Genomic DNA, 14,075 nt, shown 5'->3' on the forward strand with positions numbered 1-14,075 from the left:
CCCCTCTACCAATTTCGATGAAGGGCCCAGCGACACGTAGAACTCGGGATCCGAGAGGGTAGCGGACGCAGGCGACTAATCGCAGCGAGCATTCGGATGAAGTGGACATCTAGAGCGTCGGGAGATGCCCAGGACGCACCAGGGAATACATATCAAGGCACAATCACCTGCGAGCGTGCGGACAGCAGCTCATCGACACGGCGAGCATTGTTGGCGATGGGTGCAGTGTCAGCCTTCGGCTGCTGCATGTTCATCGGCATCGACAGACCATCTCTCGCGGTCATCTTTGCGGCTTATGGGAGTCAATGCCTGCTTCTTGCACCATACGTATCTAACAGAGAATCGGCGATTCGTCAGCATGCCGCAACCGTTTGGCGGTTCAGTGGAGGCGCCGCCACATCGTCGGCCTCGTTCGCGGCATTCCTCTACAACCAGGCAATAATCGTCCTAACGACGTGTACAATACTGGTCGCTGTCTGGATGGCATGGACATCACCCGAGACACGGGTTGGCGGACTCGCATTCGCTACCGGAGTAGCCGCTCCTGCCGTCGCTGCGTCCGTCATAGCATTCGGTGTCGGATACGCCTACGAGCGTATGGTGACTTTGGAGACCCGCGAGAAGATCGACGAAGGACTCAACGACACTTGGGACTGGATCACCGATCGTGTAGACGACGTCGGCGACTGGGCATCCGATCAATGGAACAGAATCTTCAAATGAAACCAAAGAACTACGCAGCCAAGGGGGCGCTTCGAAAGAAACAGATTCCGGGGGTAGTACATACCTTCGACGAATATGAACGCATTAGGCTTAACGAGCTGAGGGTTCTGCCATTATTGGCCGCCTCATGCCTGTTTACATCCTGGCTGACAACGACGCTTGCACAAGCAACCACCTTAAGCTTAGTGTTCGGAACATTGGCCGGTTACTATTCTTTGTGCATTCCTGCAGTAGTGTCCATGCGGAGAGCTCATCTGTATGCTCATCAGTACTGGCATGCAACAACTGGCGGAGTCGAGTTGACTTCAAGTAGGTCATGGCCGAAGATAATCTATACCGCCTCCACGGTAGCTGCCCTCTTCTGCGGACCGCTGATCGAAATCATACTTCCATGGCTCACCGTCGACAGAATACCGGAAACTATTGGCGGATCTATCCTCGCCGTAGTACTAGTTCTGTTTATTGCTTACGAATGGCGTTGGCACCCCAAAAGACCACGGAAAGGCCCTGTTGTAATCCTGACACCCGATGGAATATTGGCATGGCCAAACGAGCCCTACGGCTCTCAGATTCCATGGACGACGTTTCCTACAGCAAATGGCATAGCAAACCACTCCTTGCACATCGCCACAAGTAATCGTTTGCATTTCTTAGTACCCATTGCATTCTTAGCAATCACGGTAGGCAGCTCGCCCGCGTCATAGAGTTCTACACCAAACACATCAACCTCCGCTACGAACTCACCACCCCCGAAGGACTCAACCATGTCAAACTCCTCATGCACAACACCGTCGAACAAGTCGAACAAACCCTGGAACCCAAGAAGCACTGAAATGGAGCAGCATGCCAACCACGATTTGCACCGCGTCGGCCGTGGCAGGCCTGAAAGATAGCCGCATCTGACCCGCCGTGGCCCCGCATCCGGCAAGGCTGCGGCGCCACGACCGATTTCGTATCACCTCTTGCGCCGAACCGTTACCTGCGCTACCTTGGCCGGTTGAGACAACGTTGTCTCGACCAAGTGAGACGACGTCATCGATGACCAAAGGAGTCCACATGCCCGTCTCTCCCAACAGCACAACCGAAGTCGGAACGCTGATCACCGATGTCGACCACTGCCGTTGGCTCGTGCAGCACCGCAACCAACTGCTCGACTTTTACCAGCCGAGGTGTGGGTAGACGACCTGGCTTCGCCTACCTCGACGACGCCGGGCACCCGCTGCGAGACTCGGGGGCGCAGCTGTGGATCGGCGCCCGAATGACCCATGCTTCGCGTTGGCGCACCTGCTCGGCAGGCCGGGAGCCGCCGAGCTCGCCAAGAAGGGTGTGGACTTCTACCTGTCCGGGCCCGGCCGCGACACCGAGTACGACGCTGGTACGCCACGGTCGGCGGCACCGAGCCCTCTGACCGCAAGGAACTCTACGGCCAGGCACATATCGTGCTCGCCGCCTCCTCTGCCGTACAGGCCGGCATCGACGGCGCCGAGGCGCTGCTGACACATGCGCTGGCGGTCATTGATCGGCACTACTGGCTGGAGGACGTCGGCCGCTGCGTCGAGGCATATAACCGGGATTTCAGCGAGCTCGATCCCTACCGGGGCCAGAACGCCAACATGCACCTGACCGAGGCGTACCTCGCCGCCTTCGAGGCCACCGGCGATCGCAGCCTGCTGGTGCGAGCCGGCCGTATCGCCCACAACACCGTAGGCGCCGCCGCAGAGCCGAAGGACGGCGCCTGGCGCGTATGCGAGCACTTCTCGCCGAATTGGGAGCCGCTGCCGGACTACAACGCCGATCAACCGCATCATCCCTTCCGCCCCTACGGCTCCCAGCCCGGGCACTGGCTGGAGTGGGCCAAGCTGCTGCTGCAGATCCGCGGCGCGGGCCTGAACCAGGACTGGATGCTGCCCGCCGCGCGCAACCTGGTCGACGGCGCCATGCGGGACGGCTGGCAGCCCTCGGGCGGTTTCGTGTACACCGTCGACTGGGATGGCACGCCCGTGGTCGAAGAGCGCTTCTGGTGGCCGGTCGCCGAGGCCATCGGAGCCACCCGGCTCCTGTCCCTGGCCACCGGCGAGCGCCGCTACGCCGACCTGTACGAGCAGCTGTGGACCTACACCCAGAGCTACCTGATCGACCCGGCCAACGGCACGTGGTTCCCCGAGGTGGACGAGCGCAACCGTCACGTCGTCGTCACCTGGCCGGGCAGGCCCGACCTCTACCACGTCTTCCAGGCGACCGCCTATGCCTTCCTCCCGCTGAATGCCGGCATTGCCCTATGGGCACGCTCCCTCGGCGCGGGCGGTGAGCAGTGATGAACCCGGTCATCCGATCCGAGCTGGCAGAGGCGACTCTGGACTCTGTCGGCGGGGCCGTCTCGTACCGGTTCCTCGTCCGTGACCGCTGGCGGGACGTAAGCTACCGCGCCCCCTGGCCCCTCGACTATGGCGGCGGCCTGGAGGGCCATCTGCAGGGCGACTTCCTATGCGTCCCGTTCGGCGTGCCCGATCCCGACGCCGATGCGGCGGCCCACGACCAGCACGGTTACGGTGCCGACGCCACCTGGAGCGTCGTCTCCTCCTCAGAACACGAGCTGGTGGCGGAGATCGCCTACCCCGAGGCCTCCGCCATCAAGACCTGTCGACGGCGCGTGTACTGTCGGAACAACCGCGTCGAGATCACGGACGCGATCGTCGCCCGCCGCGAGGTCGAACTCCCGCTCGGACTGCATCCGATCTTCGCCCTGCCCGACGAGCCCGGTGGGATGCATCTGGCGGTCCCGTCGTCGACGGCGATCCTCACGGCACCGTACCGGGTCGACGAACGATCCCTTCTCGGTGATGCCCTGCACGTCGAGGACCTGGAGCACGTGCGCGACCTGGAGGGCCGGATCTGGGACTTCACACGGCTGCCGCTCGACGCCGAGATCGAGGAATTGCTGCAGCTGGTTGGGGTCAACGACGGCCGGGTCGAGTTGCACGATCTCCGTGCAGGACACACGACGACACTGACCTGGGACAAACGGATCCTGCCGCACTGTGTGCTGTGGGTATCCAATCGTGGCCGTCAGGCGGACCCCTGGAACGGACGCAATCTCTGCCTGGGGGTGGAGCCGGTCTGTGCCGCCTTCGACCTCGGAGTCGGCCCGTCGACTACTGACAACCCGGTGCGCGCGCTCGGAGCACCCACCTCGGTACGGCTGCACGCCGGCGATCCGCTGGTCCTGACCCACGCCGTCTCCTGCGCCCCGACCTCAAACGGAGGAGGCAGCAATGGCTGACGTGGTTGACATTGTCTTCGCCGGGCATATCTGCATCGACCTGACGCCTAGCTTGGACGCTCTCCCACCCATCGAGCCGGGCAGGCTCTCCTCGGTGGGCGCGCTCGGCATGTCGCTCGGCGGCGCCGTCGGCAACGGGACACGCACGCTGGCGCAGCTCGGGGGAAGGCCCGCCGCGGTCGCGGCCATCGGCGACGACGCCCTCGGTGACCTGTGCGAGCAGCTGCTGCGTGCTCAGGGGGTCGGGGAGGTCTCCCTCGCGCGCCGTCGGGACGCATCCACCTCGTATTCGCTGGTGTTCCAGCCCCGTGGGAGCGATCGGAGCTTCTGGCACCACACCGGCGCCAATGAGGCTTTCGACGGCGCGGTGGAGTTGCCTGTCGGCGGTGCGTTGCACATCGGCTATCCGGCCGTGCTGCCGGGGCTGGTGGCCGACGACGGCCGCCCCCTGCGCACGCTCCTGCGACGAGCCCGGGAGCAGGGAATGCTGACTTCCCTGGACACCGTCTACTGCCCAGAGGACTTTCCGCTGGATGCCACCGGATGGGAACGCTTCTTCCGGGCGGTGCTGCCCGAAACCGACTTGTTCTGCCCCTCGTGGGAGGACATCACCTCGACGTTCTCCATCACCTCCCCACCGACCCCCGACGCCGTCACGACGTGGGCGGAGCGCTTCCTGGCGTGGGGTGCGCGGATCGTGCTGATCACCACCGGACCAGACGGCGGCCTGCTGCGGGTCGGGAAGGTCCCGCAAGACCGTGGACGCTTCCGCACCGAGGATTGGGACGGTACGAATACGGCGTTCGCAGCACCTAAGGTCGCACGCGTCGTCACCACCAACGCCACCGGAGACACCTTCAAGACTGCGTTTCTGTACCGCGCCCTAGGCGGCGCCGCCCCGGGCGCAGCCATCGAGTTCGCGCGTACCGCCACCGCGTACCGCCTGCGCGGGCTCTCCCTCGAACCGCTTTCTAAGGAGAAGGACGCATGACCGATTCACCACGTGAGCGCTTTATGACCGGCCCTGGAGTCATTGCCGCGCTCGACCACAACCCCGACGTCGCCGCAGGTGCGCTTGAGCGCTACGGCGTCAGCGCCGGCGCCTATACGACCACGGACGAAATGATGTGCCTGGTTGAGGCCTTCCAGCAGCGCGTCGTGACCTCCCCGGCGTTCGACGGCGATCGCGTGCTCGGCGTGATTCTCTATGAACGCAGCCTCGGCATCACGATCGAGGGGCTCCCGATCGCCCGATACCTGTGGGAGCGCAAAGGCATCGTCAGTCTGCTGACGGTCGGCGTGCCCCTGCGCGTCGAGCCGGGCGCGGAGTTCATGGAGCCCATCGCCGGGCTCGATGAATCCCTCGAACTGGCGAAGCGGCACCGGGTGGTGGGCACCAAGTCCCGCAACGTCATCCACCGTGCCGATACCGAGGTGATCCGGCGAATCGTGAACCAGCAGTTCGAGGTCGCCCGACGCGTCATGGCCCACGGGCTCATTCCCATCATGGAGCCCGAGGCCTCACTCTCCATGGACGACGCCGAACGCGCGCAAGCCGAGCAGATCCTGTTTCAGGCCATCCTCGAGGGCCTGGGTGCCCTCGGCGCCGACGACCGGGTCGCTTTCAAGCTGACCATCCCCGTCCAGCCCGGGCTGTACTCCGGTCTCTTCGCCGATCCACATGTGGTGCGCGTGGTCGCACTGTCGGGTGGCTTCAACCAGCAACGTGCCTGCGAGGAGCTGCAGAAGAACCCCGGCATGGGCTCGTCGTTCTCGCGGGCATTCCTCGAGGGCCTGCAGGCAGACATGGATGACTCGACCTTCAACACGACGCTTGACAGCTCAATTACTCGCATCGCAGCAGCGTCCGCATAGACGCATGCCTTCTCTGAAAGGACCGTCCCTGTGACTTCCCGAACAGAATCTAAACCGCAGACATACACCAAAAACCGCTCCCTGCCCACCGGGTTGGTCATACTATCCGCCTTCGTCGCCGGCCTGGCCGGCCTGATGTTCGGCTTCGACACCGCGGTGATCTCGGGCGCCGAGGGCGCGCTCGAGCGGTACTTCAACCTCGATTCCTTCGGCCTGGGTCTGCTGGTGGCAATGGCCACCATCGGCACCATCGTCGGCGCGATCATCGGCGGCAGTCTGTCCGACCGTTTCGGACGCCATCCCATACTCATGCTCATAGGCCTGCTCTACATCGCCGGCGCGCTCGGAACCGCACTGGCGTCGCTCGAACCCGTGTTCCTCGTCTTCCGGTTCATCGGCGGCGTGGGCGTGGGCATGTCGTCAGTGGTCGCGCCGATCTACACCGCCGAAATCGCCCCGCCCCGGCACCGGGGCGTGCTGGTTGGCCTGGTGCAGTTGAACGTGTGTTTGGGCATGACCGTCGCCTACCTGTCCAACATGATCATCAACCGCACCCTGGACGAGGCAATCGCCTGGCGCTGGATGCTCGGCGTCATGGCAATCCCCTCCGTGATCTTCCTCCTGCTGCTGTTCTTCGTGCCCGAGACCCCCCGCTGGCTACTCGGACACGGCCGTGACAAGAATGCGGAGAAGATCTCGCGCAAACTGTGCGCAAGCGCCGCGGAGTCCGAGCGACAGCTGACGGAGTCCGTACTCAGCTGCGTGAGGACGCACAGCTGAGTGCCAATAAGGCACCGTTCTTCACGGCCAAGAACCGTAAGGTGATCATGCTGGCCGTGTGCATCGCCATGTTCAACCAGCTCTCCGGCGTTAACGCGATCCTCTACTACGCGCCGCGGATCATTCAGAGCGCCGGAGCCTCCGACTCGGCCTCCTACACGATGACGGTAGGCGTCGGCGTCGTCATGCTGATCACCACCGCACTCGCCCTCACGGTGATCGACCGCCTGGGCCGCCGCAAGATCATGCTCATCGGAACGATCGGCTACCTGGTCTCACTGGGATTCCTGTCAACCATCATGTTCAGGTACGAGGGGCACTTCGATCAGTCCTCAGCGAATCTTGTGCTGATCGGGCTGCTGGTGTTCATCGCAGGACACGCCTTCGGACAGGGGTCGATCATCTGGGTATTCATTTCGGAGATCTTCCCCAACCGGATCCGGGGACGCGGACAGTCCCTGGGTTCGATGACGCACTGGACCTTTGCTGCCATCGTCACCTACACCTTCCCCACGCTGATCGACATGCTGGGCGGCGGCGTCTCCTTCGCGTTCTTCTTCGTGTGCATGCTCTTCCAACTGTTCTGGGTAGTGCGCGTCATGCCGGAAACGAAGGGGGTCCCGTTGGAAGAGATGGAGGTCAGGCTCGGCATGCGCGAGTCCTGAGGGGCGCACGCCGGGGGGTGGGGGGCGGCAGACGGACGCCGTCGCCGCCCCTTACCCCGGTTCCGGCCCGGCCGACCGGAGTCTCCGGCGCGGTCCGAGTCAGTCGCTGATCTCCACCGGCACGCATATGGTCTGCGGTTCCTCGTCTAGCCCCTCAATGCGTGCAAACAGCCGTTCAATGGCGATCTCCCCCAGCCGACCAGGATTCTGCATGGCCCTGACCGGGCGCACCCCCGTGAGGCTATCGCGCTCCATCCGGTCGAACACGCCGACGTCCACGGCTGCACCATTGACATTGACCCAGTCGATAACGCCGTAGCCGAGTCGGTTGTTCGTGCATATAACCGCCGTCGGCGGGTCCGGCTGCGCCATGATCCGTTCCAACGCGGCACGGCTGGACTCCGGTGTGTATAGCTCGGCCACGTGCAGGGCGGGGTCATCGAGCCCGTGCGCCGCAAGAGCCTCCCGCATCCCGGCGCGGCGCTCGCGATGCGTGTAGATGTCGTCGCGCCCCGAGAACACCGCGATGCGTGTGTGGCCCCGCTCGATCAGGGCCTCGGCCAATCGCCGGGCCACGCCGCGGTTGTCAACCACTACGCTGTCGGCCTCGATGCCCCCGGCGGGACGATCCACGCATACCACCGCCGTCCCGCTGTCCATCTCCTCTCTCAGGTAGGACAGGTCGTCTCCCACAGGAACGACGAGTAGTCCCATTACCTGGCGCCGACATAGCTCCAGGGCCACGGTGCGGCCGAGCTCGGGGTCTTCTTTCGCCGCCGACATGATCACCTGGTAGCCGCGCCGACGGGCCTCCTCATCCACGGTCGCACCCAACGTGGCGAAGAACGGGTCGGTCAGGTCGCAGTTGACCAGTCCGATAACACGCGACGCCGATTTGCTCCTCAGGCCGGCTGCCGCGAGGTTGTGTCGATATCCAAGTCGGTCGATCGCCTCCAGTACGCGCCGACGCATGTCCTCGTTGACCGTGGGGACACCATTGACTACCCGCGACACCGTCTTGAGGCTGGTCCCGGACTCGCGGGCCACGTCGACCATGGAAGGGCGCTTCCTCGCCATCGACATGTCCCCTCCACTACACGCTGTGTCGACGTCATCATAGGCGAGACTGCGTCGCTGCTCCCACTACCAGCTCACCGGTACCGGGGCGCCCTCGCGGTAGCCGGAGGCGGACTGGATGCCGACGATCGCCCGCTCGCGGAACTCGGCGATCGATCCCGCGCCGGCGTAGGTGAAGGAGCTGCGCACGCCCGCCACAATCGAGTCGATCAGGTCCTCCACGCCGGGACGCCCGGGGTCCAGGTACATGCGCCCGGCGCTGATGCCCTCCTCGAACAGTCCCTTGCGGGCGCGGTCGAAGGCGTCCTCCCCCTCGGTGCGGTCCGCCACCGCCCGGGCCGAGGCCATGCCGAAGCTCTCCTTATAGGCACGCCCGTCGGCGTCGTACTGCAGGTCGCCCGGCGACTCATGGGTGCCGGCGAACCAGGAACCGATCATCACGTTGGAGGCCCCCGCCGCGAGCGCCAGGGCCACGTCGCGAGGATGACGCACCCCGCCGTCGGCCCACACGTGTGCACCCAGCTGCGCCGCCTCCCGGCTGCACTCCAGGACGGCGGAGAACTGGGGGCGGCCGACGCCGGTCTGCATGCGGGTGGTGCACATGGCGCCCGGCCCCACCCCCACCTTGACGATGGAGGCCCCGGCCTGAACCAGGTCACGCACGCCGGCGGCGGTAACCACGTTGCCCGCGACGATCGGGAAGGCGTCCGGCAGGACGGCGCGCACGGCCCGGACCACCTCCACCATGCGGTCCTGGTGCCCGTGGGCGGTGTCGACGACGATCACGTCCACCCCGGCTGCCACGAGCTCGGCCGCGCGGCGGGCCGGGTCGCCGTTCATGCCGATGGCGGCGCCCACGCGCAGGCGGTCGGCGGCGTCGACGGCGGGCCGGTAGATGGTGGAGCGCACGGCCCCGGAGCGGGTGAGTAGGCCGACCAAGCCGCCGTCGGTCCCCACCACCGGCGCAGGGTGCGGCGGGCGGTCTTGAGCCGGTCGAAGGCCTCGCGCGGGTCGATCCCCTCCGGCAGGGTGACCAGTTCGGTGCTCATCACCCGCCGCACCTGGGTGAAGCGGTCGACGCCGCTCACGTCGCGCATATCCACCATGCCGATGGGGGCGCTGGTGTCCGGGTCGACGACGACGGCGGCCCCGTGGGCGCGCTTGGGGATCAGGCCGAGGGCGTAGCCGCAGGTGTGGTGCGGCTTGACCGTGACCGGGGTGTCGTAGACGAGGTGGGAGGCCTTGACCTGGGCGACCGTGTCGATGACGACGTCCGTGGGGATGTCCTGCGGGATGATGGCGATGCCGCCGCGGCGGGCGACGGTCTCCGCCATGCGCTTGCCGGCGACGGCGGTCATGTTTGACACCACCAGAGGGATGGTGGTGCCGCTGGCGTCGTCGGTGGTCAGGTCCACGCCCGTGCGTGATCCCACGGCGGAGCGGGAGGGGACCATGAATACGTCGTCGTACGTCAGGTCGAAGGTGGGCTGCATGCCGTTGAGGAACTTCACTTGAGGATTCTACGGCGCGGCCCGGTCCTCGAGCAGGCCCGCGGGCAAGCAAACGGCCCCTCACGTCCGCCTCGCCGCGAACGACGAGGGGGTGAGGGGCCGTGTACCGCGCGGGCCGACGGTGTCGGCCCGTGCGGCCGGACTCAGGCGTCCTGCTCGGGGTCCTTGCCGACCAGGAAGGCGTAGCCGAAGCCGGCGATCGCAGCACCCAGGAGCGGAGCCACGATGAACAGCCACAGCTGCCCGGGGGCGCCGTTGCCGGCCTCGAAGGCGACGGCGATGGAGCGGGCCGGGTTGACGGAGGCGTTGGTGACCGGGATGGAGACCAGCAGGATGAGGGTCAGGGTGGAGCCGATGGCCAGCGGGCCGAAGCCCTTGGGGGCGCGGGAGTCGGTCGAACCGAGGATGACAATCAGGAAGATCGCGGTCATGACCAGCTCGCAGATGAAGCCGGCGGCCATGGAGTAGCCGTGCGGGGAGTGCTCGCCGTAACCGTTGGCGGCGAACCCGTTGGCCGCCACGTCGAAGCTGTCGGAGCCGGAGGCGATGGCGTACAGCACGCCGCCGCCCACCAGGCCGCCAACGACCTGGATGCACCAGTAGGGCAGGACGTCCTTCCAGGAGAAGCGGCCGGCGACGGCCAGCCCCAGAGTGACGGCGGGGTTGAAGTGACCGCCGGAGACGGCGCCGACGGCGTAGGCCATGGTGGTCACGGCCAGGCCGAAGGCCAGGGCCACGCCGAGGTAGCCGATGCCGACCGGGAAGTCGGAGTCAGTCAGAGCGGTGGCGGCGAGGACGGCGGAGCCGCAGCCGGCGAAGACGAGCCAGAAGGTGCCGATGAACTCGGCGCCTAGGCGCTTGGACAGGGGAGCCATGAGGGCCTTTCGTAGTTGTGCAGGTGATTCAGGTAGCTGTGCCGGGAGCCGGGCGTGAGCCTTGGGAATGCGGCTTCCCGACGGCGTCTGCGCCTGCGGTGCTGCCTGACAGCCCGCCGGAGTCGACGCCACATGCCCGTGTGGGCATGGAAAACGCCCCGCAACACCGACTGTTCAGCCGATGGCGGGGCGTCGGTGCGCCAGAAGGGACTCGAACCCCCAACCTTCTGATCCGTAGTCAGATGCTCTATCCATTGAGCTACTGGCGCAATCCGGTTCGGACAACCCGGAACATTACTCGACGATCCAGGAGGTCACAAATCCTCAGGCCGTGAGGCTGGGCACATAAGAGTCCGGGAACTCCCACCGTGATCCCACAATGCCGCAGAGACAGGGATTTTGCAGGGGATTCGTTGGAATCCCAACAGCTGGCGGAGATGGGGAGATTCGAACTCCCGAGGGGTTTTATCCCCAACCTTCTTAGCAGGAAGGCGCACTAGGCCACTATGCGACATCTCCAGTTGCCGGACCGGCCCGATGAGCCTACCCCAGCACACGACGCGAGGCAACGACCCGCCGTGACACCCCTGCGGAGCGCCGTCGGCAATGGCTCACCACCGCCCGTGGCGGAGAGGGAGGGATTCGAACCCCCGGTGCGCTAGGCGCACAGCGGTTTTCAAGACCGCCACATTCGGCCGCTCTGTCACCTCTCCAGGCCCGAAGACAATGCCTCGGGACAGGTCATGGAGTCTAACACCGTCGTCGCCGGACTACGCCATCTCCCGGACGAGTGCCGCGTCTCACGCGGCCGCTCAGCCCCGCCCGAACAGGCCGCGACGGCGAGACTGGCCGCGCTGCGGGTCCGGGGCCGGAGCGGGCCGGCCCGGATGGTCCAGTAGGCCCTCGCTCAGCGCCTGCCCCACCGTCGGCCACACCGGCATGCGGGCGGCCAGCGTCATCTGCAGGGCGTGATAGATGTCCGGATGCCCCTCCCAGGTACGGGTCGACGGCTCATTGTCTTGGCTCAACTCGTGGGTCCACATGCCCGGGCCCTCAATCAGGAACTCCTCGGCGTAGTCGATCCAGGAGCGGTAGCAGTGCTCGTAGTGCTCGACATCAATCTCGCTGCGTCCATCGTCGAGCAGCGCCTGCCGGATGGCGGCGGCGGCCGACACCCCCTCGCAGACCACCCAGTGCATGCGCTCGTGCACGATCGGACGGCCGTCGAAGTCGGTGGTGTAGACGAAGCCGGGGCCGCCGTCGACCCGCCAGCCGTCGGTGCGAGCCCGGTCGAAGAGCTGCTCGGCGGCCTCCAGCATCCAGTCGGGCGTGGGCAGGGAGCGAGCCACCAGCGCCGCGCGGGCCTGCACGGTCAGGCGCGACCACTCCAGGCCGTGACCGGGGGTGACGCCGTAGGGGCGGAAGGGGTGGGCAGGGGCGTCGCGGTTGTAGTCCAGGAGCGGGTGCCACTTGGTGTCGTAGTGCTCGGGCAGGCGCCAGCCGTGGGCACGCGCCTGAACGTTGACGGCGAAGTCGATGATCTGCACGGCGCGGGTCAGCCAGGCGACGTCCCCGGTGACGTCGGCGGTGGCGAGGTAGGCCTCCACCGTGTGCATGGCGGCGTTGATGCCGCGGTAGTTCTCGGGGTCGGTGAAGTCGGCGGCGTAGGACTCGATGGGCAGCCCGTAGGTGTCATCCCACCAGTAGCGGTTCTGCACCTCCATGGCGTCCAACAGCAGCTCGTGCGCACCGGGCCGGTTGGCGGCCGTCGCGGTGGCGGCAGCCAGCAGCACGAAGGCGTGCTGGTAGCACTCCTTACGGGCGTCGGCGTCGACCGGGATGCCGTGGCCGTCGTCGTCGAGCTCGTGGCGGACAGCGGAGTACCAGCCGCCATGCTCGTAGTCGCGCATGACCCTGCTCAGGGCGCGCACGCCGTGGTCGGCGTAGCGGCGGCAGCCGGGGATGCCCAGCAGGGCGCCCAGGGAAAAGGCGAAGGTCATGCGGCCGGTGATCCACAACTCGACGGGGTGGCTGGTGTCTACGACGCCGTCCGCGCCGATCCAGCCGAAGCCGGCGGGCACCTTGGCCGCCCGCGCGTAGCGCAGTAGCGCATGTGTCTCCTCGGCCAGCCAGCGGTTGTGCTCGGGGGCGCCGAACCATCCCAGTCCCATGAGTCCTCCTCGACCCGTACTCGCTTCCCGGCCTCACTCGCGCCGGGACACCCCGAACGTTAGCAGCCGGCGCCCGGAGTATGCACCGGTCGGGCCGGCGCTCAGAGCACCTGAGAAACGGTCTCGAAGTCGTGGCGGCCAGCCCGCGGGTGGAACGCGTCGGCGTCACCGTGCCCCACGCAGACGACGGCGATGGTCTGCCAGGGGCGGTCGGCGTGGAATTCGGCGTCGATGCCGGGCAGGTCGGCGCCGGTCATGACGCCGACGTCGAGGCCCTCGGCGCGTAGGGCGAGCACGAGGTAGCCGAGCTGAATCAGGCAGAGTCGCGGGCGAGTCCCTGGCGCATCTCCAGGGAGCCGGCCAGGCGCTGAAGCATCTGCTCGGACGCGCCGAGCTCGCGCATGGACTGGTCCAGGGCGAGGTCGGCGGAGACGATCAGCACCAGCGGCGCACCGAGGACCGGCTCCTGGTTGATCCCGGCCATCAGTGGGGCGAGCCGCTGGCGGGCCTCCGGGGAGGCGAGCAGGTCCAGGCGCATGGGCTGGGAGTTGAGGGCGGTGGGCGCCCAGCGCGCGTTGTCGTAGGCGCGGCGCACCTGCTCGATCGGGGCCGGCTCGTCACGGAAGGAGCGGGCCGTGTGGGCCTCGGTGAATAGGACCGTAAGAGCGTCGTCGGAAACGGCGGTGTTGTGACTGCTCATGTGGGCGACAACTGATCTGGTGCCGGGATTATTCCGCGGACGTTGGTTATGGGGAAGCTCGACCGCACCAACGACGGCATCCGACTGCCCGGCCGAGGCTTGCAGGCTTCATCTAACGTCTCATGGCTGTTTGGTTGGTTGGGTGTTGAGGGTTTGGATCTCAGCGACGGGAATGCTGGTGGTCGCGGAGGTGGTGTGAGTGTCCATGGTGCCGGTGGCGCCATCGGAGGCGGTGTAGGTGATCGCGTAGGACACCTTCACATCCACCGGCGTCACGGCATCCTTAAAGTGCGCACTAGACCGGTCAAACACGATCTTGCAGTCCGTACCCTTCGAATCATTCTCCTCACTCCAGGGGATACCGAACCCAGTACACGTAGCGGTGCCATCCTTGGGCTGCAAAGTCAACATTGATGCC

At 66.1% G+C, this 14,075-nt stretch carries 14 protein-coding genes, 3 tRNA genes and 2 pseudogenes; 7 read left to right on the plus strand and 12 right to left on the minus strand.

All coding sequences use genetic code 11. The features are described from left to right. Positions 1-246: 246 nt before the first annotated feature. A complete protein-coding gene (locus BW737_RS15525; protein WP_143233236.1) occupies positions 247-723 on the plus strand; it encodes a hypothetical protein in 477 nt (158 codons plus the stop codon). 565 nt (positions 724-1,288) lie between these two features. On the opposite strand, the gene BW737_RS02360 is transcribed toward BW737_RS15525, so the two are convergent. Next, positions 1,289-1,489, minus strand: coding sequence for a hypothetical protein (locus tag BW737_RS02360; RefSeq protein ID WP_143233237.1), 201 nt, complete (start codon positions 1,487-1,489; stop codon positions 1,289-1,291). A 290-nt stretch (positions 1,490-1,779) separates the two neighbouring features. Between BW737_RS02360 and BW737_RS17440 the strand changes: the two genes are divergently transcribed. From BW737_RS17440 to BW737_RS02385, 6 genes and pseudogenes are all read left to right on the plus strand, one after another. Then, positions 1,780-1,902: a hypothetical protein gene (locus BW737_RS17440; RefSeq protein WP_257210382.1), complete on the plus strand. Its 123-nt coding sequence runs from the start codon at positions 1,780-1,782 to the stop codon at positions 1,900-1,902. 86 nt (positions 1,903-1,988) lie between these two features. Then, positions 1,989-3,038: an AGE family epimerase/isomerase gene (locus BW737_RS02365; RefSeq protein ID WP_218961744.1), complete on the plus strand. Its 1,050-nt coding sequence runs from the start codon at positions 1,989-1,991 to the stop codon at positions 3,036-3,038. Next, positions 3,038-4,003, plus strand: a complete 966-nt coding sequence (locus BW737_RS02370) for an aldose epimerase family protein (RefSeq protein ID WP_086615420.1) — start codon at positions 3,038-3,040, stop codon at positions 4,001-4,003. Before BW737_RS02365 ends, BW737_RS02370 begins: the two co-directional genes overlap by 1 nt. Continuing rightward, the gene (locus tag BW737_RS02375; protein ID WP_086615419.1) at positions 3,996-4,994 is read left to right on the plus strand and encodes a carbohydrate kinase family protein; all 999 of its coding nucleotides are present in this window, start codon (positions 3,996-3,998) and stop codon (positions 4,992-4,994) included. The genes BW737_RS02370 and BW737_RS02375 overlap by 8 nt, the downstream gene beginning before the upstream one ends. Next, a complete protein-coding gene (locus tag BW737_RS02380; protein WP_086615418.1) occupies positions 4,991-5,878 on the plus strand; it encodes a beta/alpha barrel domain-containing protein in 888 nt (295 codons plus the stop codon). Before BW737_RS02375 ends, BW737_RS02380 begins: the two co-directional genes overlap by 4 nt. Positions 5,879-6,013: 135 nt before the next feature. Continuing rightward, positions 6,014-7,323, plus strand: a pseudogene (locus BW737_RS02385) (sugar porter family MFS transporter). A gap of 99 nt (positions 7,324-7,422) precedes the next feature. Here BW737_RS02385 and BW737_RS02390 read toward each other — a convergent pair. The 11 genes and pseudogenes from BW737_RS02390 to BW737_RS15915 all read right to left on the minus strand — a co-directional run. Then, entirely contained in the window at positions 7,423-8,379 is a 957-nt protein-coding gene (locus BW737_RS02390) for a LacI family DNA-binding transcriptional regulator (protein ID WP_180272010.1), read from the minus strand. A gap of 87 nt (positions 8,380-8,466) precedes the next feature. Further along, a complete protein-coding gene (locus BW737_RS17445) occupies positions 8,467-9,240 on the minus strand; it encodes an IMP dehydrogenase (protein WP_257210385.1) in 774 nt (257 codons plus the stop codon). Then, positions 9,237-9,911: an IMP dehydrogenase gene (locus BW737_RS17450; protein ID WP_257210383.1), complete on the minus strand. Its 675-nt coding sequence runs from the start codon at positions 9,909-9,911 to the stop codon at positions 9,237-9,239. The genes BW737_RS17445 and BW737_RS17450 overlap by 4 nt, the downstream gene beginning before the upstream one ends. A gap of 143 nt (positions 9,912-10,054) precedes the next feature. Continuing rightward, entirely contained in the window at positions 10,055-10,786 is a 732-nt protein-coding gene (gene aqpZ / locus BW737_RS02400; RefSeq protein WP_086615416.1) for an aquaporin Z, read from the minus strand. Positions 10,787-10,982: 196 nt separating this feature from the next. Next, a tRNA-Arg gene (locus BW737_RS02405) sits at positions 10,983-11,055 on the minus strand. A 160-nt stretch (positions 11,056-11,215) separates the two neighbouring features. Next, a tRNA-Ser gene (locus tag BW737_RS02410) sits at positions 11,216-11,305 on the minus strand. A gap of 105 nt (positions 11,306-11,410) precedes the next feature. Next, positions 11,411-11,499 (minus strand) — tRNA-Ser (locus BW737_RS02415). A gap of 99 nt (positions 11,500-11,598) precedes the next feature. Beyond that, positions 11,599-12,957 (minus strand): AGE family epimerase/isomerase, encoded by a 1,359-nt coding sequence (locus tag BW737_RS02420; RefSeq protein ID WP_086615415.1) that lies wholly within the window; start codon positions 12,955-12,957, stop codon positions 11,599-11,601. A gap of 101 nt (positions 12,958-13,058) precedes the next feature. Further along, complete coding sequence (locus tag BW737_RS02425; protein WP_086615414.1) at positions 13,059-13,253, minus strand: nitroreductase family protein; 195 nt, start codon at positions 13,251-13,253, stop codon at positions 13,059-13,061. A gap of 17 nt (positions 13,254-13,270) precedes the next feature. Further along, a complete protein-coding gene (locus BW737_RS02430) occupies positions 13,271-13,657 on the minus strand; it encodes a nitroreductase family protein (RefSeq protein WP_086615413.1) in 387 nt (128 codons plus the stop codon). A 120-nt stretch (positions 13,658-13,777) separates the two neighbouring features. Continuing rightward, positions 13,778-14,075 (minus strand): annotated as a pseudogene (locus BW737_RS15915) (hypothetical protein); the annotation flags it as partial.

It is taken from the genome of Actinomyces ruminis (genome assembly GCF_002154335.2).
Lineage (GTDB): Bacteria > Actinomycetota > Actinomycetes > Actinomycetales > Actinomycetaceae > Actinomyces > Actinomyces ruminis.